At 60.5% G+C, this 23,092-nt stretch carries 19 protein-coding genes and 2 tRNA genes; 12 read left to right on the top strand and 9 right to left on the bottom strand.

Going from position 1 to position 23,092, the window contains the following annotated elements:
• Positions 1–49: 49 nt before the first annotated feature.
• On the bottom strand, positions 50–2,449 hold the full coding sequence (locus LKG04_RS05430) for a DUF4037 domain-containing protein (protein WP_434734852.1): 2,400 nt from the start codon (positions 2,447–2,449) through the stop codon (positions 50–52).
• An 836-nt stretch (positions 2,450–3,285) separates the two neighbouring features.
• Between LKG04_RS05430 and LKG04_RS05425 the strand changes: the two genes are divergently transcribed.
• Positions 3,286–3,687: a VOC family protein gene (locus LKG04_RS05425; protein WP_291761365.1), complete on the top strand. Its 402-nt coding sequence runs from the start codon at positions 3,286–3,288 to the stop codon at positions 3,685–3,687.
• 86 nt (positions 3,688–3,773) lie between these two features.
• Here LKG04_RS05425 and LKG04_RS05420 read toward each other — a convergent pair whose 3' ends face one another.
• Complete coding sequence (locus LKG04_RS05420; RefSeq protein ID WP_291761367.1) at positions 3,774–4,961, bottom strand: MFS transporter; 1,188 nt, start codon at positions 4,959–4,961, stop codon at positions 3,774–3,776.
• Positions 4,962–5,172: 211 nt separating this feature from the next.
• Positions 5,173–5,246, bottom strand: a tRNA-Pro gene (locus LKG04_RS05415).
• Positions 5,247–5,988: 742 nt separating this feature from the next.
• On the opposite strand from LKG04_RS05415, the gene lysS reads away from it, so the two are divergent.
• The 3 genes from lysS (at position 5,989) to LKG04_RS05400 (ending at position 9,899) form a co-directional block, all read left to right on the top strand.
• Positions 5,989–7,650, top strand: a complete 1,662-nt coding sequence (gene lysS, locus LKG04_RS05410; RefSeq protein WP_291761369.1) for a lysine--tRNA ligase — start codon at positions 5,989–5,991, stop codon at positions 7,648–7,650.
• A 53-nt stretch (positions 7,651–7,703) separates the two neighbouring features.
• A complete protein-coding gene (gene menA / locus LKG04_RS05405) occupies positions 7,704–8,957 on the top strand; it encodes a 1,4-dihydroxy-2-naphthoate octaprenyltransferase (RefSeq protein ID WP_291761371.1) in 1,254 nt (417 codons plus the stop codon).
• A gap of 195 nt (positions 8,958–9,152) precedes the next feature.
• Entirely contained in the window at positions 9,153–9,899 is a 747-nt protein-coding gene (locus LKG04_RS05400; protein ID WP_291761373.1) for a phosphoglyceromutase, read from the top strand.
• 302 nt (positions 9,900–10,201) lie between these two features.
• On the opposite strand, the gene phoU is transcribed toward LKG04_RS05400, so the two are convergent.
• A complete protein-coding gene (gene phoU, locus LKG04_RS05395; RefSeq protein ID WP_291761376.1) occupies positions 10,202–10,882 on the bottom strand; it encodes a phosphate signaling complex protein PhoU in 681 nt (226 codons plus the stop codon).
• Positions 10,883–11,128: 246 nt separating this feature from the next.
• Between phoU and LKG04_RS05390 the strand changes: the two genes are divergently transcribed.
• Positions 11,129–12,424: a sensor histidine kinase gene (locus LKG04_RS05390; protein ID WP_291761378.1), complete on the top strand. Its 1,296-nt coding sequence runs from the start codon at positions 11,129–11,131 to the stop codon at positions 12,422–12,424.
• 26 nt (positions 12,425–12,450) lie between these two features.
• Here LKG04_RS05390 and LKG04_RS05385 read toward each other — a convergent pair whose 3' ends face one another.
• Positions 12,451–12,708 (bottom strand): DUF2530 domain-containing protein, encoded by a 258-nt coding sequence (locus LKG04_RS05385; protein ID WP_291761380.1) that lies wholly within the window; start codon positions 12,706–12,708, stop codon positions 12,451–12,453.
• Positions 12,709–12,791: 83 nt separating this feature from the next.
• Between LKG04_RS05385 and LKG04_RS05380 the strand changes: the two genes are divergently transcribed.
• Positions 12,792–14,390, top strand: coding sequence for a type I phosphomannose isomerase catalytic subunit (locus tag LKG04_RS05380; protein WP_291761382.1), 1,599 nt, complete (start codon positions 12,792–12,794; stop codon positions 14,388–14,390).
• A 15-nt stretch (positions 14,391–14,405) separates the two neighbouring features.
• Here LKG04_RS05380 and serC read toward each other — a convergent pair whose 3' ends face one another.
• Positions 14,406–15,548: a phosphoserine transaminase gene (gene serC, locus LKG04_RS05375; RefSeq protein WP_291761384.1), complete on the bottom strand. Its 1,143-nt coding sequence runs from the start codon at positions 15,546–15,548 to the stop codon at positions 14,406–14,408.
• A 413-nt stretch (positions 15,549–15,961) separates the two neighbouring features.
• Here serC and LKG04_RS05370 point away from each other — a divergent pair, with 413 nt between their 5' ends.
• The 3 genes from LKG04_RS05370 to LKG04_RS05360 all read left to right on the top strand — a co-directional run bounded on the left by LKG04_RS05370 (position 15,962) and on the right by LKG04_RS05360 (position 19,353).
• Complete coding sequence (locus tag LKG04_RS05370) at positions 15,962–16,936, top strand: CHAP domain-containing protein (RefSeq protein ID WP_291761386.1); 975 nt, start codon at positions 15,962–15,964, stop codon at positions 16,934–16,936.
• Between the two features lie 153 nt (positions 16,937–17,089).
• The gene (locus LKG04_RS05365) at positions 17,090–17,851 is read left to right on the top strand and encodes a C40 family peptidase (RefSeq protein WP_291761433.1); all 762 of its coding nucleotides are present in this window, start codon (positions 17,090–17,092) and stop codon (positions 17,849–17,851) included.
• Between the two features lie 473 nt (positions 17,852–18,324).
• A complete protein-coding gene (locus LKG04_RS05360) occupies positions 18,325–19,353 on the top strand; it encodes a universal stress protein (protein WP_291761388.1) in 1,029 nt (342 codons plus the stop codon).
• A gap of 143 nt (positions 19,354–19,496) precedes the next feature.
• Here LKG04_RS05360 and LKG04_RS05355 read toward each other — a convergent pair whose 3' ends face one another.
• Positions 19,497–19,910: an OsmC family protein gene (locus LKG04_RS05355; RefSeq protein ID WP_291761435.1), complete on the bottom strand. Its 414-nt coding sequence runs from the start codon at positions 19,908–19,910 to the stop codon at positions 19,497–19,499.
• A gap of 118 nt (positions 19,911–20,028) precedes the next feature.
• Here LKG04_RS05355 and LKG04_RS05350 point away from each other — a divergent pair, with 118 nt between their 5' ends.
• The 3 genes from LKG04_RS05350 (at position 20,029) to LKG04_RS05340 (ending at position 22,278) form a co-directional block, all read left to right on the top strand.
• Positions 20,029–20,901 carry a thymidylate synthase gene (locus LKG04_RS05350; protein WP_291761390.1) on the top strand — a complete coding sequence of 291 codons (873 nt, stop codon included), beginning with the start codon at positions 20,029–20,031 and terminating at the stop codon, positions 20,899–20,901.
• Between the two features lie 145 nt (positions 20,902–21,046).
• The gene (locus tag LKG04_RS05345; RefSeq protein ID WP_291761391.1) at positions 21,047–21,715 is read left to right on the top strand and encodes a dihydrofolate reductase; all 669 of its coding nucleotides are present in this window, start codon (positions 21,047–21,049) and stop codon (positions 21,713–21,715) included.
• Between the two features lie 77 nt (positions 21,716–21,792).
• Positions 21,793–22,278, top strand: coding sequence for a low molecular weight protein-tyrosine-phosphatase (locus LKG04_RS05340; RefSeq protein WP_291761437.1), 486 nt, complete (start codon positions 21,793–21,795; stop codon positions 22,276–22,278).
• A 205-nt stretch (positions 22,279–22,483) separates the two neighbouring features.
• On the opposite strand, the gene LKG04_RS05335 is transcribed toward LKG04_RS05340, so the two are convergent.
• Positions 22,484–22,846 carry a YccF domain-containing protein gene (locus LKG04_RS05335; protein ID WP_291761393.1) on the bottom strand — a complete coding sequence of 121 codons (363 nt, stop codon included), beginning with the start codon at positions 22,844–22,846 and terminating at the stop codon, positions 22,484–22,486.
• Positions 22,847–22,966: 120 nt separating this feature from the next.
• Positions 22,967–23,042: transfer RNA gene (locus LKG04_RS05330), tRNA-Phe, on the bottom strand.
• Positions 23,043–23,092 lie beyond the last annotated feature (50 nt).

The following is a 23,092-nucleotide window of genomic DNA, read 5'->3' as shown; positions in this document are numbered from 1 at the left end:
TTGGCATTTGACGCATGGATTCGATATGCCCGTGTATTATGATCCGCCATCACAGACTGTGCAGCACGGCCGCATCCGACTCGATATGCTCCTCGACGTAGGGGCGTTGCCACTCGAGGAACGATTCCGGCGAATCGCTTAGCCCTGCGGCGTTGAGCTCGTGCACGATTTCAACGCAGATATGATCCACGATATTGCGAATTTCACTTTGCGCCTGGGCAGAGCCTTTGCCGCCTTCGCCGAATCCTGCGCCGCCGAAACATGCCGACGACGAAAGCCGCAGCATGTCTTCGAGCTGTTTGCACACGTCGGCGAGTCGTGTCGCCATGCGGCCGCTGAGCCTGCGCATCGCCGCGAACCGCCATTTGTAATACGGCAGATAGCCCACGGTGACCGGCTGGTTGATGAGATACACCAGCGAGCAGCACGCATCGACGAATTCGCCAATTGACAGCCAAGCTGCCGCGCCGTCGCCGCGGGCCAGCATGCGGGGAAGGTTGTATTGCCCGGCTTGCGCGATCATGCCCAGACGGCGGGAAATTAAGGCCAGTCGCACATCTTCGGGCATCAGCTTGAAGCCTTGACGGGACTTGAGGAACATGCCGAGCGGGTCGGCGAACACCTCGCCGTTGGTCGCCGACGCCAGCGTGGACTCGTCCAGCAGCAGCCATTCGTGCGGCTTGCTGGCGGCAGGCGCCTGGCGGTATCCGGTCAGACGCTCGAAGAAGTCGCCGATGGCGAACACGCCGACCCGGCGGCTTGCCCCGCCCGCCCGCGCAGTGGACTCGCGAGGCCCATAGCCCATGAATTCTGTCGGCAGCGCGTCGTAATCGGCCTGCAGGCGCCCGCCGATGCGCGCATAATCGTCATCGGCGAGCCATAGGCAGAAGCCGGGGCCGAAATCGTGGTCCTGCGAAAATTCGTCATCAAAACCGTAGCATTCCGAGCCATGCCCGACCAAGCCGGCCGCAACGCGCCCGCAATACTCTGGGTATCGTTCGGCAATGAGCGGTTTGCCATATTCATTCCAGTATGCGCGGGCCAGGCGCAGCCCAGAGATGCGTTCGCGCTGCTGTGCCTTGTTGGATTGCCGGTCAGGCTGGTGCCTGCTGTCTGGAATGGCAGTGATGTTGGGCACCGGCGCGTTGGCGGGCATCGGCGGGGCGAAGCTGTTGTCCGAATCACTGATATCTGCCTGGTGCGGCCCCTGATCTTGCGTTTGCTCTGCCGCCTCCTGCACGCTCCTCAGATTCGCTTCCGTGATGCGGTAGTAATCCGTATCGGTGCCGTAACATTCCGCGATCACGGCGAGTGCGCGTTGATAGACATCGGCGGCCTCGGTGCAACGGCCCAGCGCAAAGCAAACCTGTGCATAACCGGCTAGGGCCGATGCATAATGCGCGCTGTGTTCGAGATGTCCCGTTCGGTAGATGCGCAGCGCCTGCGAGGCGTGGTCCAAAGCGCTCGCGAGTAGTTTCCCGCGTTGCAGAGAAGCGGGGGAGTGACCGGTAGCCTCGGTTGCATTAGTGGCGCGAGTGGCGTCAGCTGAACGATTGGGCTGTATGCCGGCGGTCGTTGTGGTTCTTGTTCCTGCCGCTGCAGCAGGGTTCTTCGCGGTGGTCATCTGGGCAGCGGCACCCGCAGCGTTGTCTGCCTGCACGCCGGTCTGTGCTCTTGCCTGCGATTCCGCCTCGGTCTCTTGCAATAGCACCAGCGCAAGATTCGTATTCGTCGACGCTACGTCGATATCCGCCGTTGCGTCAACACTCGCAGACTCAAGGATATGCAGCGCGGTTTCCAGCTCATGCCGAGCCTGCGCCAGTCGGCCGGTTTCACTGTAGAGCATGGAAAGATTGTTGTGCAGGGCAGCCATGCGCCGGTCGGTCGGCGGCAGCGTGCGCATGGCGTTGTCGAGCGCCTGACGATACAGTTCCTCGGCCTGTTCGTATCGTTTGGCGGCGCGCATCCCGGTCGCCGCGTTGATCAGCGTCGTGGTCCAAGCCTCGCTGCCCTGCAATCCCATACGCAAACCGAGCTCGAGCGCGCGCTGGACGATCCACTGATTGTCGTCGTGCCGGCCCTGCGAACGGTAGAATCCCATCGTTTCGTTGAGCACCGTGAGCAACCCGGCGTCATCTCCCGCATTCTCGGCGTCAACCAGCGCCTGCTGCAGATATGGTTCGGCCTTGATACCTGCATCATGCGCGTCGAAGATGGCGTCAAGACCGGAGAGAAATTTGTCGACATCGAAATGAGCTTGCTCGACGGTGCTCTCGTCGACGCTGTCAGCATTATTATTGTTGGCATCGTTTTTGAAGGCTTCCCCGATGTCGTCACTGCCTATAGCGTGGGCGACGATGCCCGCGAGAATGTCCGCCTCATCGTTTTTGCCGTTGTGTGCTTCATTGCCGCGATGCGTCTCATCGTTCAGCTGTGCGCCGTTGCCCATCATCGTTCCTTCCAACAGATCGATTCTGATAACCAGTCTATGGCTGGACTCGTACTGCTGTACGCGCTAAGGGCCTCCAGCCATGTCAAAAAGCCATATTTCGACAATCGCGAAATCAAATTCAGCGCAGCAGTGTTTGCCCTGCCATCGTGCTGGATGTGGCATAAAGATTTCCTCCCATTGCGGCATGTGTGGTTGCCGTGTGAAATTTATTAAGCAGATCTGAGTGGACGAGGCGGGTTCGTGCGCTCGATTCTCTCTGTTGTGTTTTGGAAAACGGCGGTATTCTGCTGAAACGCTCTGTGCTCGATTCGGCGGCTACTTTGCGAAGTGCTGAATAGGCGAAAAAAAGTGCTGAATAGACGTTGAATGACGGTGGCTGAACCGCGACCGACCCCGAATTAGCGTTTATTCAGCACTTTTTTCGTCTATTCAGCAGATGCGAAAGTATAAGGTCATCGCCCTCATTATGAGATCGTTGAAATTCTGCTGTTTCTGAACGCAGACAGCTTCCGGAGAATCCCAGTCTGTGCGCTTTCACACGGAAATGTGCTTAATAAACGATGAGACGAGCGAGCGAGTGTTTGGTGCATGCTGACGAAGCCGGATTGAAACGTCAGCAACCGTCTCCTCGCCTGAACTGCAAGCGGTAGACGACCTATGCTCAGCAGTTCGAGGCGGCATGCGCGCCGTGCCATCACAGACCTGCGACGTGTGGCGGTTCAATATTGCGATTTGGTGTTTTGCGAAGTGTTGTGGGTTTTTGATGTGAGGCTAAACGTCTATCCTGTTCGTATCAGTCCATATCCAATCCACTGATACGAAGGAGTGCCATCATGGCCCTGCCAATGACTCGTTTTACCACTGACTTCCAGCATTCCGGCATGCCTGCCAGGGATCTTGACGAGACGATCAGGTTCTACACCGAAACGCTCGGGTTCGCGTTGGCCGGACTGTTCCACAACGGCACGAACCGTTGCGCGTTTTTGCGCTATGGCCTTCTGACCATCGAAACGTGGGAGGGCGATCCGGCCCCGATGACCACCGGTGCCATCAACCACTGGGCGTTCGATACCCCGGACATCGAGGCCGCGTTCAAGAATGCGAAGGAGCTGGGCCTGAATTTCAAGGACACTGAGATTCAGTCGATCCCTTCGTTCTGGCAAAAGGGAATCCGCTACTTCAATGTCTACGGTCCCAACGGTGAAACCATCGAATTCTGCCAGATCATCAAGTAGAGCGGTATCCGGGCAGCCAATTAGTCGAGCCGACTGGTGTCGGCATAACCGAATCGGCAAACGGCAGACCCGCCACCCGTACCTCCCTATACTTCGATCTCCCGCAGCCGCTCGAAGGCGTCGGTATCCGTTTCATATTTGCGCGAGTAGACCACGAGCAACGTCACTGCGAGTAGCGACGGCAACAGACCGCCCAGCGCAGGGTAGTGGTAATTCATGCCGGACAAGTTCAGCATGCCAGCTCCAAGCATCGAGCCGACGGCGTTCCCCATATTGAACGCTACTTGGATTGCTGCGCCTCCCAAGAGTTCGGCGCCGCCCTTGCCGGATTCCGTCATCAGCAGCTGCTGCGGCGAAGAAACGAAGAAGAGCCCGAAGGCGATGACGAAGGTCAGAATCGCCGCGTCCGCATGCGAGCCGGGAATGATAAACACGAGCAGCAGCCCGATGGAGGTAGCCGCCTGGCCGAGTGATGCGGTGGCAGCGTGCCGCCACAGGTCGGATATTGCGCCGCCTGCGATGCCGCCGACAACCATGGCGAATCCGGCGAGCATCATCAGCCACGGCACGCTTGTGGTCGCATAACCGCCCACTGAGGTCAACCACGGCGACACATAACTCCACCAGCAGAATATGCCTGCGTTCCCGGCGAAAGTCGCGCCGAGAATGAGCCACGGGCCTGGCCTGCCCAGGAAATGGAACTGCCCGAGTAGGCCGATGTCCTTGACTGGGTTGATGCGTGGCACCCATACGATCACCAGTACGAAAGCCACGGCGGCGATCAGCGACAGCGCGCCGAAGCTCAGCCGCCACGTGAGATGCTCCGCCACCAGTGTTCCGGCTGGCACGCCAAGCATGTTCGCGACCGTCTGTCCGGTCACTGTCATTGAGACGGCCTGCGCCTCTTTGCCGCGCTTCGCAAGCGTTTTGGAGATGAGCACTGCGGTGCCGAAGAAGGCGCCGTGCGGAAGGCCCGCAATGAACCGTGCGATGATGAGCATCGGTGCGTTGAGCGCGAAAGCGCTGAGCAAGTTTCCGGCGAAGGCCAGCACCATGAAAATCAGCACAAGTTTCTTCGGCGCGATCCTGCGTCCGAAGACCAGCATCAGCGTGCCCACGCACACCCCGATCGCATATGCCGAGATGAAGTTGCCCGCAGTGGGGATGCTGACCATCATCGTGGCGGCGGCGTGTGGCAGGATGCCCATCATCACGAATTCGGCCGCGCCCAACACGAAGGCGCCACAAGCCAACGCGAACAGACTCTTCTTCAATGCTGCTCCCCGAAAACTGGGCGGTCCGGCCTAGCCTAACTGGGCTGCCCATGGATGGATATGATCGACATCATCGTATGGCTGGTGCCGAACAAGGAGTTGAGCGAGGAGGCAAGAGGCAGCGCAGCAACCGGATAACGAATAAAGAATGATGGACAAGAGTAAAAAAACAAAAGAGAATCGTTGAAATTCCAACGATTCCCCATACTTGTCGGGCTGGCGAGATTTGAACTCGCGGCCTCCTCGTCCCGAACGAGGCGCGCTACCAAGCTGCGCTACAGCCCGTTTTGGCAACAGGTGACATGATACCTCGGGGTGTCAGATATGACAAAACGGAGTGTCGAGCCATGAAGCGGACAGCCGCGCTGAGCTGTAAAGCGGACAGCCCTGTGGGCTGTTCATAGCTGAGATGAACGACCGCTAAAGTCGTGAAGGCGGGGCTATGACCAGAGCGTTGACCGATTAGGACGCAATCGACCCAAAATCGAAGCCGGTGCCTTACTTTCATGGTTGCGTTTGTGCTCAGCACCATTGGCGCCAATTATCGTCGACAGTTGACACAAATGATGCACCGGGTCAGATGCGATGCTTCATTTGCGTCGTGTGACGCTGTGTAGCTTCACCAATGATGCGCTGCGGGGAAACTGCCATATGTACGCTCCATATCATCTATCACTAAACGCGACAATCATCCGAAACCACATTAAGCGAGGGGATTCGGCCTCACTCAACGCCAAAACAAGATTTTTCACGTTACGTGAGGATTTGAACATCCTGCTGCCGTCAAGAAGCCCGGAATACCAACGAATCCGGCAAAGCCGATAGCCGTTGAGCCTCACGCGGCGAAAAACCCGAAAGCACGCTGAGTGAGGCCGAATCTCCTTACTCAACAGAAAAACAATGAACAACCACGGTAGATGAGGATATGGCGAGGCGAAAACAGGCTGCGTCATTGTTTTGCGATTATCCACGGGCGTACTTAGGCCGCATCCACGGGTGTATCGGCGGTTGATTAGAGTGGTGCGTTATGAGTGAAACGACTGAAAACACTGAGAGCGCTGCGGAATCCGACGAGCAGGCTCCCACGATGACCACCGTCGAGCGCGCGCATATGCTGCTGCAGCAGGACGCGAGCATCCGCAGGGCGATCGACGGCGGCGCGAGCCTCGACGAGGCGATCGATCCGGGCAACGTCACGTATGGACCGCTCGCGCACCCCGAGCAGGTGCAGATGCGCGTGGCCAAGCGTGCACTGATACTCAAGGAAGGCCTGCAGCCTTATCCGGTGCATCTCGACGTGACCGACCGCATCGAGGATGTGCGCGCCAAGTACGACGGCACGTTGCAGCCGGGCGAGGAGACCGAGGATATGGTCGGCATCGCCGGGCGTGTGCTCTTCATCCGCAACGCCGGCGGCCTGTGCTTCGTGCAGCTGTGCGCTGGCGACGGCACCAAGATCCAAGGCATGATCGCCAAGCGCGAGATCGGCGCCGATTCGCTTAAGCAGTTCAAGCAGTTGGTTGACTTGGGTGACCATTTGTACCTTCGTGGTCGCGTCATCGCGTCGAAAACCGGCGAGCTTTCCGTTTTCGCCACTGAATGGAGTATCGCTGCCAAGGCCCTGCAGCCGCTGCCGGCGCTGCACAAAGAGCTCAATGACGATACGCGCACGCGCAAGCCGTACATCGGCATGATCGCCGATGAGAATGTGCGCAATATGGTGCGCAACCGCTCCAAGGCCGTGACCTCGCTGCGCCGCACCTTCGACGACCACGACTTCATCGAGGTCGAGACTCCGATGCTGCAGACCATCCATGGCGGCGCTGCGGCCCGCCCGTTCACCACGCATATGAACGCTTTTGACATCGACCTGTTTCTGCGCATCGCGCCCGAACTGTTCCTCAAGCGATGCTTGGTGGGCGGCATCGACCGCGTGTTCGAGATCAACCGCGACTTCCGCAACGAGGGCGCCGACGCCACGCACGCCCCGGAATTCACCATGGTCGAGGCATATCAGGCCTATGGCACCTACGACACGATCGGCAAGCTCGTCAAGGAGCTCATCCAGAAGACCGCAGTTGACGTCTTCGGCTCCACGACCGTCACGCTGCTGGACGGCACTGAGTACGATTTTGGTGGCGAATGGAAGCAGATCACCATGTACGGCTCGCTTTCCGAGGCCTTGGGCGAGGAGATCACGCCCGACACCTCGGTCGGGCATCTTGGCGCGATCGCCGAAAAGCTCGGCGTCGAGCGCGATGACGTGGAGAACCACGGCAAGCTCGTGGAGCATCTGTGGGAGCATTTCTACGAGGACAAACTCTACGAGCCGACCTTCGTGCGCGACTTCCCGGTCGAGACCAGCCCGCTGGTCAAAACCCACCGCTCCAAGCCGGGCATGGTCGAGAAATGGGACCTTTACGTGCGCGGCTTCGAGCTGGCCACCGGATATTCCGAGCTCAACGATCCGGTCGTGCAGCGCGAGCGGCTCGTCGCCCAGGCGCGCGATGCGATGGCCGGCGACGAGGAGGCCATGGACATTGACGAGGACTTTCTGGAGGCGCTCGGCGTTGGCATGCCGCCAGCCGGCGGCATGGGCATGGGCATTGACCGTCTGCTCATCGCCCTGACCGGTGCGACGATCCGCGAAACCATCACCTTCCCTCTCGTCAAGCCGATCAATCACTAGGCGCGAGCAAGCGCGCGGCTTCCCGAAGGCGCATCTCGTATATGGTGGGGAATATGAAACTTGGATTGTGGCTCAGAGGGGCACGACCGAAAACCCTGCCGTTGGGGCTGGCCCCGGTTATCGCGGCAGTCATGACCATGTGGCAGACCGTGTTCGCAGGCGTATACGGCGGATCGTATGACCATAGGCCGTGCCCGGTGTTCGGCGGCCGCCCGCCGTATCCGGTAGGCGATTACGGCCGGTGCCTGACGGCTCCGGGCTGGTATATCGCGGTGGCATCGCTGTGTGCCGGCGTTGCGATTTTCCTGCAAATCGCCGCGAACTTTGCCAATGACTACTCGGATGGCAAACGCGGAGTCGACAGCGGGCGGGGCATCGGCGGCGCAAGCATCGTTGATGGTGAACTCGGTATGCGAGGCTCTTCCCCCGCAGATTCCGCGCATCGCGCACGCGTCAAAGCCCGGTCACGAGCCCAATCGCAGTATCAATCGCAGATCCCATCCCGACCAGCCAAGGAACCAATTGGTTCAGGAGTCGGTGCATCGCGCCTGCAGGCCCCATCGCGGCTTGTGGCATCGGGCGTCGCGCCGAAGAAGGTGCTTGCCGCGGCGGGCATCAGCGCGGCGCTCGCCTGCGTATGCGGTTTGGCGATCATCATGCTCACCGGCCATTGGTGGCTTGCCGCGCTTGGCTTGGCGTGCATCGTGGCCGGCTGGTTCTATGTCGGCGGCGAGCATCCATATGGCTATCACGGCTGGGGCGAGGCGTCGGCCTTCGTGTTCTTCGGGCTTATTGCCGCCTGCGGCACGGCATATGCGTTGTCCGACACGGTGCCGTATCTGATCATCTGGGTCGGCATCGCGCAGGGCCTGCTTGCCGTCGCGGTGCTGTCCGTCAATAATCTGCGCGATGTCGACGACGACGCGGCGCACGGCAAGCGCACATGGATGGTGCGCATGGGGGAGCGCAGGGGACGGCGGTTCGCCGAGGCGATGGTTATCGTCCCAGTGCTGATGCTGGCTGGGGAGTTCGTGGCCCGTGTGCCCTGGCAGCATGTTCAGGGCATGGCTCAGGACGCGTGCGGCACGAACGACGCGGGTCGGATCGTGTGCAATTATGCCCCTGCGCTGCGTGCCCAATATCTTTTCTATGCATCCGGTGCGTTGCTGGCGGTGACCTGCGTGCTGTGCCTGTGCGCTGTGCTCGCCATCCAGCGCAGGAACCATCGCGCGGCGTTGCCGTTATGCAGCTTCCTGTCGCTGGCTGTGGCATTCGCTTTCGGAACGCTGCATCTCATCGCAATGTAGGAGGAACCCGTCTTGTGGCGGGTATGCGTAGGATATGCGCGCTGTCCCACAATGCATACGCAGTCTGGTGTTGCATGTGCGTCAAAGAATCCCAGTCCGCATGACCGGCCGATGCCTTCCATCGCAATGTGAGCGCGCACGTTCGCCGAGTGTGATGCGGCCCACAGTGTCGCCGATGGCCCTTATGATTGGAACATGTCTTACAAATTAGTACTGCTCCGACATGGTCAGAGCGCATGGAATAAAACCAATCAGTTCACCGGCTGGGTGGATGTCCCGCTGACCGAGCAGGGCGAGGAAGAGGCCAAGCGCGGCGGTCAGCTGCTCAAAGAGAAGAATGTCCTTCCCGACATCGTCTTCACTTCGCTGCTGCGCCGCGCCATCAACACGGCCAATATCGCCCTCGACGAGGCCGACCGCCTGTGGATTCCCGTTCAGCGCAGCTGGCGTCTCAACGAGCGTCATTACGGCGCGCTGCAGGGCAAGAACAAGTCCGAGATCCGCCAGGAGTACGGCGACGAGAAGTTCATGATCTGGCGCCGCTCCTACGCCACCCCGCCGCCGGAGATCGATCCCGACGACCCGTATGCGCAGGACAAGGATCCGCGCTACGTCGGCGACCCGGTGCCCGAGGCCGAAGCCTTGGCCAACGTCGTGGCCCGCGTCACCCCGTATTGGGAGTCCGCGATCGAGCCCGAGCTCAAGTCGGGCAAGACCGTCCTGATCGCTGCGCACGGCAACTCGCTGCGCGCCATCGTCAAGATGCTCGATGGTCTGAGCGAAGAGGAGATCTCCAAGGTCAACATTCCGACCGGCATCCCGCTGCTGTACGAACTGGATGAGAACTTCAAGCCGATCAAGCCGCGTGGCGAGTACCTCGACCCCGAGGCCGCCGCCGCAGGCGCCGCCGCAGTCGCCGCCCAAGGCCAAAGCAAGAAGTGAGTCAGGCAGTGAGTCCGAGAAAGGACTGACGTTTAGGGCAAACGGACGATAAACCGCTGCCGCCTGACCAATCGGCATCTACGCCGGCTGGTCAGGCGGCAGCGGTTTGTTGATTCCGGTGAGCGGGCATATTGATTCTCTCCGCCAGCGGTTTTCTGCGACCGGCAAGATGAATTCATTCAGCGGATACGCAGATACAGGTACGCCGAAGGCGGACTCCAATACAACAGAGTCCGCCTTCGGCTGCGCCCGTCATGCCTGAAGCAGCCTTCGCTAGGCACGCCGAGGCCTTAGCCAAGGACTCAGCTGATGTCTTCGCCTTCGTCGCGCTCTGGCTCCTTGCTGGGGTCGAATCCGGAGACGATGAACACCACGCGCCGAGCGGCCGAGACCGCGTGATCGCCCAGCCGCTCCATGAATCGTCCGATGAGCACCACATCAATGAGCTGTTGCTTCGTGCCCTTCCAAGAGTCGTCAAGCACCATCGCGAAAGTCTGGTGGTGAAGGCCATCCAGTGTGTCGTCGTCGAGGATGATCTGCTCGGCGACTTTGGCGTCGCGGTCGGCGAGCATAGTCGCCGTGCGGTCCGCCGTCATGTTGAGGAAGTCACGCATCTGCGCGAACAGATCATGCGCCTCAGGTGGCACCGGGGAGAGCGGATAGGTGCGGCGAGCGGCCTCGGCGATATGCCGGGCCAAATCACCCATGCGCTCGAATGTGGATGCCAAACGCATGGAGGAGACGACCACGCGCAAATCGGTGGCCACCGGATTCTGCTTGGCGAGCAGCCGCACGCATTGGTCGATGATGCTGGACTCCAACGCGTCGATTTCGATATCGCCGTCGATAACGCTCTGCGCAGCTTCCAGATCGGCGTCCATCAGCGCCTCGCCCGACAACGTAATTGCCTTACGCACGGATTGTGCCATATGGTCGAGGTCGTCGGCCACGGCCTTCAACTCCTCGTTGAAAATAACGCGCATGATTCAGCCTTCCTGATATGAGGTTCTCGACTACCCCCAGTGTATTCTCAACGCCGTTTCTTGGCGAGGCGGGCGTGCCAGCCCGGCGCGTTGTTGTCCTAGAATTCACCGGGCCGTTCATCCGCCATTCATGTCATCGGTCGCGATTAGCCATGGCCGGGCGCGTTTTGGCAGCGCCAGACGCGCATCGCACCGCCAATCCCAGAGTAGGGAACATGAGGCAGCCGGGTATGGGACAATGGAGCCATGCCTTTCTCTGTGTCGTCCGTGTTGATCTTTGCGGTATTCGGCTTGCTCGCCGCCGCCATCCTCGCGGCACTCCTTTATACTGTGGCGGACTGGTTGCGTCCCGTGATCACCCGTCTCGCCCGCCCGGACTCGGGACTCGGCGATCGAATAGCAGCGATACGACGCCGATTCGGCCATCGCCAGGACGACGATGACGAGGATGACGACCTGGACGATTCCACGGCCGCGCTCATATCCATGCTCGATACGGTTTCGATCGTGGTCGACGGCAACGACGAAGTCGTGCGCGCGAATCCGGACGCCTACGCCCTCGGCGTGGTCAGCGACGACGTGATCGTCGACGATCACGTGCTTGAGCATGTGCGCGCCGTGCGGAGCAAAGGCGGCCGCCAGCAGTTTGAGCTGACGACCGACACGCCCGAACGCTTCATCCGCGTCATGGCCCAAGCGCCGGGACATAGCAGAGAACAGCGCCTCAGCGCCTCCGATGGCATGCAGGATACGCAGGGTGTGAGCCGGCCGAACTGGGTCAAAGTGACCGTCGGGCGCATCAACGAGCATTTCGTCGTCGTGCTGCTTGACGATATGAGCGAGTCCATCCGTTTCTCCCAGCTGCGCGACTCCTTCATCGTCAACGTGTCCGAGCAACTGCTGGCGCCGACCCAGGACTTGGAGCGCCTCGCCGACACTCTCGAGGCCGGCGATCTCGACATTGACCAGGTGCGCCATGAGGCCCGGCAAGTAAAGTCTTCCAGCCGCCGGCTCAATCATATGGTCTCTGATCTGCTCCTGCTCATCAAGGCGCAGGAACCGGTGACCCCGACACGGGCCAACCGGCTGAACGTGGGCGAGCAGGTGGGCCAGATCGTAGGCCAGCTGGCCGAGGAGAGCTGCAGACTGCGCGTGCCGCTCGTCGTTGACTGCGACACTACGTTGAACATCAACGGCGAGGGGGAACAGATTCGCGCGGCGGTGCGCAAACTGGTCGAAAACGCGATGCTGTACTCGCCTAAAGGGGCTACGGTGAGCGTCTCCGCTCGGGCTTCGCGCCAAGGAGATCAGGCCGTCATCCGGGTGATCGACCGCGGGCAAGGCATCGCCAAGGCCGAGCAGTCGCGCGTTTTCGAACGCTTCTACCGGGGGACGAACCAGAATGAGCGCACTGGGGAGGGCATCGGATTAGGCTTGGCCATCGTCAAGCATGTGGCGCTCACCCATCATGGCAGCGCGACGGTATGGAGCGCCCCCGGCCAAGGTAGCACCTTCACGCTCTCCCTGCCGCTGGCGCGCTGAACCCCTGGTTCCTCCGGCCTAGGCGGTTAGTCGGCTAGGCGGCGGTAATTGCGGCGGTCGAAGCGTTCCCAGAGCAGCAGCACGATGCCGGTCGCGATGCCGGCTGCGCAGATGATCAGCAGCTTGAGGATCGCGAAATCGAAGACCAGCATAAGGATCGCGCAGATTGCCGTCGCCAAAACCCACAGACCAGTGCCGATGAGGAATACCTTGCGCAGGTCCACTTGGGCTGGCTGGGGAGAGGATTTGCGAACGTCGGGATTGATAATCGGCGCTATTTTCATATCTTCACTGTAGCTCGCATGGTGGCCTTGCGAGGGGTAACCTTGATTCAGACCGTTGTCCGCCGGGAAGAAAGGAATCGTCTGTGTACCCGATCCGTCCCGTCGCCAAACGCTACGCGTGGGGTTCCTTTGACCGTTTGCAGACGATGTTCTCCAGCCGATTGCCCGAGCCGTGCAGCGGCCCGCTGGCCGAAATGTGGTTCAGCGGGCATCCGCAGTGGCCTTCGCTGCTCGACATCCCCGGGCAGGGTCTTGTCAGCGTTCCCGACGCCATTCGCAGCGATCCGACGGCGATGGTGGGAGAGCGCAACTCCGACCGTTTCGGGCCGGTGCTGCCCTACTTGCTCAAGATGATATCCGCGCGCATCCCGCTCTCGCTCCAGGTGCATCCGGTCGGCTTCGAGGCGCGCGCCGGGTACAATGCGCAGAATGCGGCCGCGGTGCCCTTCGACTCTCCCGAGCGCTCGTTCAAAGATCCGGTGGCGAAAAGCGAGATGGTCGTCGCCGTGGAGCCGTTCAGTGCATCGGTCGGATTCGCCTCGATTCCTTTTATGCTGCGCAACCTCAAACTCGTTGACCATCCGATCGCCGCGCGCATGGTGCAGGCGTTGCAGCCTCATTTTCCCCTGCTCGGCCGCGGCTCAGACGATTTCGCGGCCGCCGATGCAATGATGCCGATCGCCGCCAAGGTCTGGCCGGAGTCCAGACGTCAGGTGTTCCGGGCCTTCTATACGGCGATCACCGCGGACAGCGTAGGCGATGCCGGCAGGGACGTTGATGTGGCCACAGCTGGCTCCAATGATGTCGCCCATGGCACCGGTGGCCTGCTGGAAGCCTTGCACGCGGGGGCTGCGAAAGCCACGACTGCGCGATCTCGTCTCGCGTTCGACTATGCGCTGATCGCGGCCCGGGCCTTTGCGGGAGATGCCAGCGTGCTGAGCCTGCTGATGATGAATCCGGTCGCGCTCGATGAAGGCGAATCCGTGTTCATCCCGGCGGGCACGCCCCACGCCTACCTGCATGGGACGGCTGCTGAAATCATGACCAATTCGGACAACGTGCTGCGTGCAGGCATGACCGTCAAGCACAAGGACATTCCCAACCTGCTGCATACGCTCGATTGCCATTCGGCCGCGCCCATCGACCCGGCGGCGACCAATCTCGTAACACTCATGATGCGTGACGTAGTGGTCTACAAGCCCGAGCTGGAGGAATTCATGCTTTCGTACGGTCATGTGGATGCGAGTCACCAGCAGTGGCCGATGGCGGATCGGCTCGTGCGCAGATACAGCCGACTGGCCGAGCAGATCGGCAGCGGACCGCTGATTCCAGGCGATCATGGCCCGCGCGTGCTGCTGTGCACGCAAGGTGCGATTCACTGCATCAGCGCCGAAGACGAATGTGTGCTCACCTGCGGGCAGTCCGTGTTCATCCCCGCCCGGGAGGGCCGGCTGACCGTCGATGCCGCCGCGGACGCTCGCATCGCCGAATACGCCGACAATGGCACAATGGGCACAGCCGGTGCAGGCGCCGTAACCGATGCATATATGGACGTAGACGCGGATCGGCGTGCGGCCGATATGGATGCTTGGATGGCCGCGGGCATGACCGGCATGCGCAATGCGCGCGGCAGACGCCCCGTCGCCAGCGGCTCCTTCATCATGGCGTCGACGCAGCTCTGAGACGGCTATGCAGGACTACAAACGCTCCACGACGTAGTCGATGCAGTGGGTCAGCGCCTCGACGTCATCGGGCTCCACCGCAGGGAACACGCCGATGCGCAGTTGGTTGCGCCCCAGTTTGCGATATCCTGCCGTGTCGACGATGCCGTTGGCGCGTAATGCCGCGATCACCTGACTTGCATCGACAGCCTCGTCAAGATCGATCGTGACCACGGCGTTTGAGCGGGCTGCGGGATCGCTCACAAACGGTGCCGCGTAATCGCTGCCCTGCGCCCATGCATACAACGTGTTGGCGGAGTGTGCGCAACGCGTCGAAGACCACGCCAAGCCGCCGTTGGCATTGAGCCAACGCACCTGTTCGGCGAGCATGATGAGCGTTGCGATGGCCGGCGTGTTCAGCGTCTGGTCTTTGCGAGAATTTTCGATGGCCGAGCGCAGCGAGAGGAACGGCGGAATCCAACGCGGCGATCCGTCGCACCCAGCATCATCGGCCAGGCCGGTGGCGCGTGCGATGGCTGCGGGGGAGAGCGCCGCAAGCCATAGGCCGCCATCGGAGCCGAAGGCTTTCTGCGGCGAGAAGTAATAGGCATCGCATTGAGAGACATCGACCGGCAACGATCCCGCGCCGCTCGTTGCATCGACGATGATCAGGGCATCCTGTTCGCGGCTTCCCGCAATCCGCTGCACAGGCGCCGCCACGCCGGTGGAAGTCTCGTTCTGCGCCCAGCAGTAAGCATCCGCATTTTCGGTAAGCTCGGGGAGACGGTAGGAGCCGGGGTCGGACTTGAAAATCGCGGGATCGTCCAGGAAGGGCGCTGACGCGACCGATTGCGCGAACTTGGCGCTGAACGATCCGTATGATCCGCATGCTGCCGTGCGTCGGATCAGGTTCGCACAGGCAATATCCCAGAAGGCGCTCGCACCTCCGTCGCCGAGTACGATCTCGTAGTCTTCGGGCATCGAGAAGAAATCGGCGAGTCCTTCGCGAATTGAAGCGACCAACTGCCTGACCGGAGCCTGACGATGCGACGTCCCGAGCACGGTGCGCCCCGCTGATTGAAGTGCGTCCACCTGTTCGGACCGAATCTTGCTCGGGCCAGAGCCGAAGCGGCCGTCAGAGGGCAACATGGATTGCGGGATCGCTATGGAAGTAGCCATGCAGTCCAGCGTAGCAAGGCCGGCGAATCAACGGACGACATGGGATTCAATAGCGAACTGCACAAAATATGCATAAGGCGCTCCGCGATGGCGCTGCACAGTGGCGCTCCACAGTGGCGCTGCACGATGACGCCGGATTAAGAAGCGCGGAGACGCTCACAGGGCAAGACACGCCGAGAGACAGGTCTGCGGCATGGCCGATATGCCGTGGCGAACCGCAGCGAATGCGGCAATTACCGGCTCGTCGTCGCAGCAGCGACAATATCGGTTTCGTGCCTATCCGATGGCGGGGAATGCTGATGCCGGCGCTTGGGGCAGACCCCATTGTAATGTGCAGTGTGAGCTTGTACCGGGTCGTCTGCGAACATCGAACATGATCGGCGATCCAAAACCCGATAAGGAGCTGGGCACGTATGAAGCATGCTGCGCATAAGGCGTCCAAGGTCTCGAGGAATCAGACGGGCGCGTCCCACGTGCTGTTCTCCTCGGCCCATGGCGCCCACACAGCAAAGGCTGCCGCATCAGTGCAGGCTGTGGTTCAGACTTCAACCGGAACAATGGCAGTGGAGCTCGATGATGCGCTCGCGGCCAGGATCAACGAAGTGGCTCCGCTTACCCGCAGGGCGATGCGCGAATCGGCGCGTGCCGCACAGCGGCGCTCGCACATCCTTGCTTCGATGTCTCTAGCGGCTTTGGTCGGTACAGCGGCGACCGCCATGGCTTTTGCCGCCAAGCCTGGCGATGTCGCGTTCGCGACTTCCGAAGATCCGACGACGACCACGCAGATCAAACGCGTCTCCTCCGACACTGTGTCCCGTTCGCAGAACCGCACCCCGCTGAATGAAATCGCGAAAGCGAACGCCTCGGAAAACACAGCCAAGAGCGAAGGCTCTTGGCAGCTGAATGACAGCAACAGCGCGATCGATGTGAACGCCATGACGCGTTCCGTCGCCAACAACCTGGTGGTGTCCTCGCTGTTGGATGGCGATCGCTCGGCGCTTCCGGCCGGCTTCAACCCCAACCATGCGTCCGGCGACACGGGCAACAGCTATGCATTCAGCCAATGCACTTGGTGGGTGTATGTCCGCCGCCATCAGCTCGGCCTGCCGGTTGGCTCGCATATGGGCAACGGCAACATGTGGGCCAATTCGGCGCGCGCCTTGGGCTATTGGGTCGACAACCAGGCGCGGCACGCGGGCGACATCATGGTGTTCGCCGCTGGCCAAGATGGCGCAGACGCACGGTACGGGCATGTGGCGATCATCGAGAAGATCAACCCGGATGGCTCGGTCGTGACATCGGAATGCGGCGCGGTCTTCCAGGGCGAAACCTATTCGAAGACGTATAGCGCGCAGCAGGTCTCTCAGCATCAGATCATCCACTACTGAATCGCCGGCTGTTTTCCGTTGGCGTGCGAACACGCTGCCTGCAGTCCTTCCCGACTGTGATGTGAAACTCCCGCGTCCGGCGTGTCCTTATGAGGCACCGGGGTTTGACCGGTACCTGTCCGGATGTGTAAGGATCGTGTGTTATCGTATTGCCTGATGAAAACAACGAAGCCTCGTTCAGCCCTCGTAGCGGCCATTGCGGCCGGCATGATGCTCATTGCCTTCGTGCCAAGTGCCATGGCGTCTTCGAATGGTGACTCCGCGACGGTTGACAATACCGTGGCTTCGTCACGTTCATTCAAGGCGTATGGCGCCAGAAAAGACTTCCTGAAGGAATCTACATCGACCACGGTGGATAAAGACTCCCATTGGGGTGGTCTCAAAGAAGTCAAAGTTCCTCAGACCCCTTCACAGGCCGAAAAAGATGCCGCTGCACGCAGAGCGGCAGCCGAACGGGCTGCGCGTGCCGCTGCCGACGCGGCTGCGGCGAGCCGTTCCGCGCAGCGGGAATCGCTGGCAGCCGCCCCCAAGACCCAAAGCTTCACGGTCGCAGAGCCGAATGGCCGCAGCGCAGCCTCGGTACTGTCCTTTGCCGGGCAATTCGTAGGCAAGGCTCCTTACGTGTATGGCGGCACCACCCCATCGGGATGGGATTGCTCGGGATTCGTGATGTATGTATTCGCCAGCGTCGGCATTTCGCTGCCGCACTCTTCGGGCGCTCAGACCCACGTAGGTACGGCCATCGCCGATCTGTCGCAGGCAAGGCCCGGCGACATCATCGCCAGCAACGGTCATACGGGCATTTACGTAGGCAACGGCATGGTCGTCAACGCCCTCAATCCCCGCGCGGGAACAACGTATACCAGCATCCCTGTTGCCTTCCCCAACGGATATACCATTCGTAGGGTGCTGTAGCCGGTTTTCGCCGATTGGCCCGTTCGAAACAGGCTTCGTCCGGCTCGGCTAGTCCCGGGTGTCGCAACGCGCGTAACGTGGTTTTCCGTATTATTTTTCGGTGTTTTGTTATTTTCGAGTAGCTGAAAGCTCTTCGTCCGGGAAAATCCCGGGAAGGCAAAAACGAGATCTGCAGATCTGCATAGGGCTGCATCGGACCTGATTCCAACAATTTCACAGGAAATTCCGGAGTGCAGCAGGGCTAAACGCTACGGCAGGCCGGCGTGGGGACTTCGCATGACGGCGTCCCCACGATGCGCAATTGTTACATCGTGCGGACGCGGCCATTCGTGGACGAGGGATGGTAGCACACAGTGTGTTTGTGACGGGATGGTTACGAGAGCCTTGGTCCAGCGCAAGGGTTCCGCGGTATTCTTGAAGTTACGAGGTCGGGCGCGCAGCAGCGCAGGCCGTTAATGCAGGGAGGTCTCATCATGATCAACGAAAAAGCCATACTCGTCGGCGTCGATGGATCGCATGCCAGTTACAAGGCCACATGGTGGGCGGCGAACTATGCCAAGCACGCGGGGCTCACTTTGCAGATCGTATGCGCCTATTCGCTGCCGAGCTATGCTGCAGTGTCCTTCGATGCGACCTATACGGCGATGGGCGACGACAACGCGGCCCACAGCGACGCGCAGGAGATACTCTCCAAGGCCAAGGCCATCGCGGACGAGCAGGGCGTCGAGGCGGCGACGCTGATCGTGACCGGCGACCCGGCCTCGGTGTTCGTCGAGCTCTCGCGCAACTACAATCTCATTGTCATCGGCAACCGCGGCAAAGGCGGGCTGGCCGAACGGCTGCTGGGCACCACCAGTTCCTCGCTGCCGGCATACGCCTACTGCCCGATCGTCGTGGTGCCCTACACCGATGACGATGGCAAGGTCATGCACTTGAACAATACGATCACCCGGGTGGCCGTCGGCATCGACGAGAGCAAATGGGGCTTGAAGGCCCTGCAGCTCTCTGCGGATTTCGCCAGCACATGGGGTGCATCACTCGATGTGATCTTGGCAGTGCCCAATATCAAAGGCCTCGAAGGCGAACGGGGCGTCACGGACTCATACATGGAGGATCTGGACGAGAGCATCAAGCCGCTGCAGGCGGCTCATCCCGATCTGCACATCGACAAGATGATCGTGCCGGATACCGCCGTCAACGCGCTGACCAAGGCCAGTTTCGATCACGATGTCGTCGTAGTGGGCTCGCGCGGACGCGGCGGTTTCACAGGGCTTATCATGGGCTCCACGAGCCAAGGGCTGATCCAGCATTCCGTCGGACCTGTCTACGTGGTGCCGCGCAAGTTCGTGGAGGCGCAGGAGGCCCGTATCCAGAAGCTGTCCGAGATCACGGGCGTCGAAGAGATCGCGGTGCAGGCCGCAGACGATGCGGCGGCCGAAACCATCGAATCGGCCATCGACCCGATGCATCAGCCGCCAAGCCGCAACACGATGATGCAGTAGGCGGATGCGGCAAATCGCGCTGCACGGGGCAATTTGAATCAAGCAAAGAGGCTGGCGCGGTCATATCGGCCGTGCCAGCCTCTTTGCATCGTTGCAGTGGCTCATACTTTTTTATGATGCTTGAAAAAAGTATGAGCTGGAATCTATTTACGCACCGTGACTTCCATGCGCACCGGCGTCTCCTTCGTGTAGGTGTGCATCACGGTGCAGCCTTTTTCGATGTGGCGGGTGACGCGTTCCTTGAGCTTGGCCGCCTCCTCATCGCTCAACCCGGCATCTGTGGCGTCGATTGTGACCTGCTCGCTGAAGTTCAAGTAGGAATCGCTCTCGTCGTCATAGGTGCCGTCCACGACGATCTTCGCGCCCTTGCCCTCGCCGAGCGTGTGCTCGATCGCGAAGCGGCTGGACAGCGCGCCGCACGCAGCCAACGCGATCTTCGTCAGATCGCCGGGAGTGAACTGGCCACGGCCCTTGCCGAATTTGATGTGCGCGCCTTCATCGCTGAAAGCATCCCAAGAGCCGTCTTTGTTACGTTCCACCCATAGCCGTTTGCCCATATCATCCTCCTGAGGTCGTTGCCCAGACGCAGTATCGCGCTTGCAAAGCCCAATGTAGCGCGTCATCGCGTCATCTCATTTTGTCGGGAGACGAACAGCTTCGGCTAGACTGGTGCTCATGGCCTTGACACCTGAAGAATTCGCAAGCATCCGTACTCGCATCCCCAAGCGTCCGAACACCGACATCCCGACGCCCTACGAAGATCTGGTGCGCAAGATCCTCGCCGATGGCGCGCTCAAATCGGATCGCACCGGCACGGGCACGGTTTCGCTCTTCGGACAGCAGATGCATTTCGATCTGTCGGCAGGATTCCCGCTGCTCACGACGAAAACCGTGTTCTTCAAGGGCATCGCTTACGAGCTGCTGTGGTTCCTCAAGGGATCGCATAATATCAAGTATTTGCTTGATCACAACGTGCATATCTGGGATGAATGGGCTGACGAGAACGGCGACCTGGGACCGGTCTATGGCGTGCAATGGCGCAGATGGCCCGCGCCTACGCCTGACGACCCCAACCGCACGATCGACCAGATCGCGAATGTGATGAACCTCATCAAGACCCAGCCTGATTCGCGGCGCATGATCGTGAGTGCGTGGAATCCGGCCGAGGTCGAGAAGATGGCGCTGCCGCCATGCCACACGCTGTTCCAGTTCTATGTGGCCGACGGCAAGCTCTCCTGCCAGCTCTACCAGCGTTCCTGCGATATGTTCCTGGGCGTGCCGTTCAACATCGCCTCGTATTCGCTGCTCATCATGATGATGGCCCAGCAGACCGGTTTGGAACCCGGCGAGTTCGTGTGGACCGGCGGCGACTGCCATATCTACGACAACCACATCGACCAGGTGCTCGAACAGCTCGGACGCGAGCCATACCCGTATCCGCAGCTGAGGATTCGCAAGGCGAACTCGTTGTTCGACTACGATTACGAGGATTTCGAAATCGTGGGATACCAGCATCATCCAACCATCAAGGCGCCGATCGCCGTCTGAACTGGTGCAGCAGGCTGCGCGGATGCTCGGCGCCGGTGCATGGGAGCGGGCAACACGGGGAAATCCTTCAGCTAGCTGCAGGCATAGAGCGGTCTGAGCCAATCACTATGCTGTGTCGCAGTTACATTCCCAAGGAGTGGATGAAATGGAGCATGACAGTAGCCGTAGTGGCTATCACGAACCCGAGCCCGGTTTTGCCGGGCTGCAAGACACCGAAGAGTGGGGTGACGACATCGTCAAAACCGTCTCGGTGAACCTTATTTGGGCGCAGGCGAGCGACAAGGAAGGCCGTCCGGGCGCCATCGGGTTCAAAGGCGCGATGCCGTGGCATTTGGCCGAGGACATGCGCCGATTCAAGGAGCTGACCGTCTCGCATCCGGTCATCATGGGGCGCAAAACCTGGGAATCGCTTGACGCGAGGTTCAGGCCATTGCCCAACCGTGACAATTTCGTCGTGACTTCCGACCCGTCGTACAGTGCTCCGGGCGCTACTGTCGTTCCTGATCTCGAATCGGCGCTTGACTTGGCATGCCAGGAGGCGATTCCGGACGACGGGTTGGATCGCAGCGAAATCTGGGTGATTGGCGGCGCGCAGCTGTATCAGACCATGCTGCCGTTCGCCAACAAAGCCTATATCACGCAGATCGACGCGCAAGTTGAGGCCGATGCCTATGCGCCTGACATGGGTGCCTTGGCGCAGTCCGGCACATGGCGCGTCACCGACGCCACGCAATGGCTCACGCCGAAAAAACGCGAGGGATCGGTGCGCCGCTATCGTTTCCTGACGATGCAGAAGGATGAACAGGATCTATGACAGCTACGACCGATCGTCAGCAGGCTGACCATGCGACCGACCGGCACGCGGTTCCGGGCCGGCGCCGTTACACCGTGATGACGGTGTGCACCGGCAATATCTGCCGTTCCCCGATGGCTGAGATCATCCTGCGCGCGCAATTCGACGCCGCAGGATTGGGCGGACGCGTGGATGTCGAATCCAGCGGCGTGAGCGACGAGGAGGACAGCCACCCCATCGACCCACGGGCGGTGCGCGTGCTGCGCCAGCGCGGCTACGCGATTCCTGCGCACCATTACGCGCACCGCATCAATCGCGATGAGATCAGCCGCACGGATCTGTTCTTGCCCATGACGGCCTCGCATATGCGCGCCCTGTTGCGTCAGATTCCCAGTGCCAAGCGCTCGCAGGTGCATCTCTATCGCAGTTTCGACCCGAATCTGCCCAAGCCGCCGGCCGGCCGCGAGGATATAATCGACTTGGTCGACCCGTGGTACGGCGGCCCCAAGGATTTCGACACCGCCATCGACCAGATCGAAGAGGTCGCGCCCTATATCGTCGACTGGGTCAAGCGGCAGTTGTAGCTGATCACAACTGGTTCAGCCTGCAGCTGCGGGCGATCACGTGGCAGCCGCTGACGAGCTTGCGACATGGGCGCAAATGCTGGCAGCATCGTGGACCGTTTCGCATCTCCTAATTTTCCCGTGATTTTTGGAAAGGCTGCAAGCGGCAGAATTCGGGGGAAACGGCAAAACAGGATAAGGACAGCCTTGTTGAATCTGAGCGGCGTCAGCCGATGACGGTCGCGCCGAAGGGCATGAGCGCCAGTCTTGCCATTTTGAAAGACTGGATGCCGAAGGGGATGCCGATAATCGTGATCATATTCGCGATGCCGACTACCACATAGCCGATGGCGAGCCAAATGCCGGCGATGATGACCCAGATGACATTGGCCAGCACAGACCCCACGCCGCCGTGGTATTCGACCCGTTTGCCGAATGGCGTAAGCGTGAGCCCAGCCATCTTGAAGGCCTGCACGGCGAGTGGGATGCCGATGATGCTGACGCACAAGATCAGCCCGATAATGGCCCAGGCAAGCGCGATCGCCAGACCTCCCAGAATGATCCACAGAATATTGCCCAGTAGTCGCATACTTGTCTCCTTGCCCGTTCCACTGGTACGGCTGCCGTACCAGCATTCGAAAACGGCCAGCACCATAATACATAGTGAAAACCCCTCAGCCGATATTTCCAAGGGCTGAGGGGTTTCATGTGGTGGCTCCGAGCGGCATCGATCCGCTGACCTAGCGATTTTCAGTCGCTCGCTCTACCAACTGAGCTACAGAGCCATGAATAATCAAAAACCCGGCAGAACCGGGTTTTCAACCATCCCAGCGAC

The sequence above is a fragment of the Bifidobacterium sp. genome (genome assembly GCF_022640935.1).
Lineage (GTDB): Bacteria > Actinomycetota > Actinomycetes > Actinomycetales > Bifidobacteriaceae > Bifidobacterium.
Note: the sequence above shows the minus strand (reverse complement) of the source record. Positions and strands in the feature narration are given on the sequence as shown.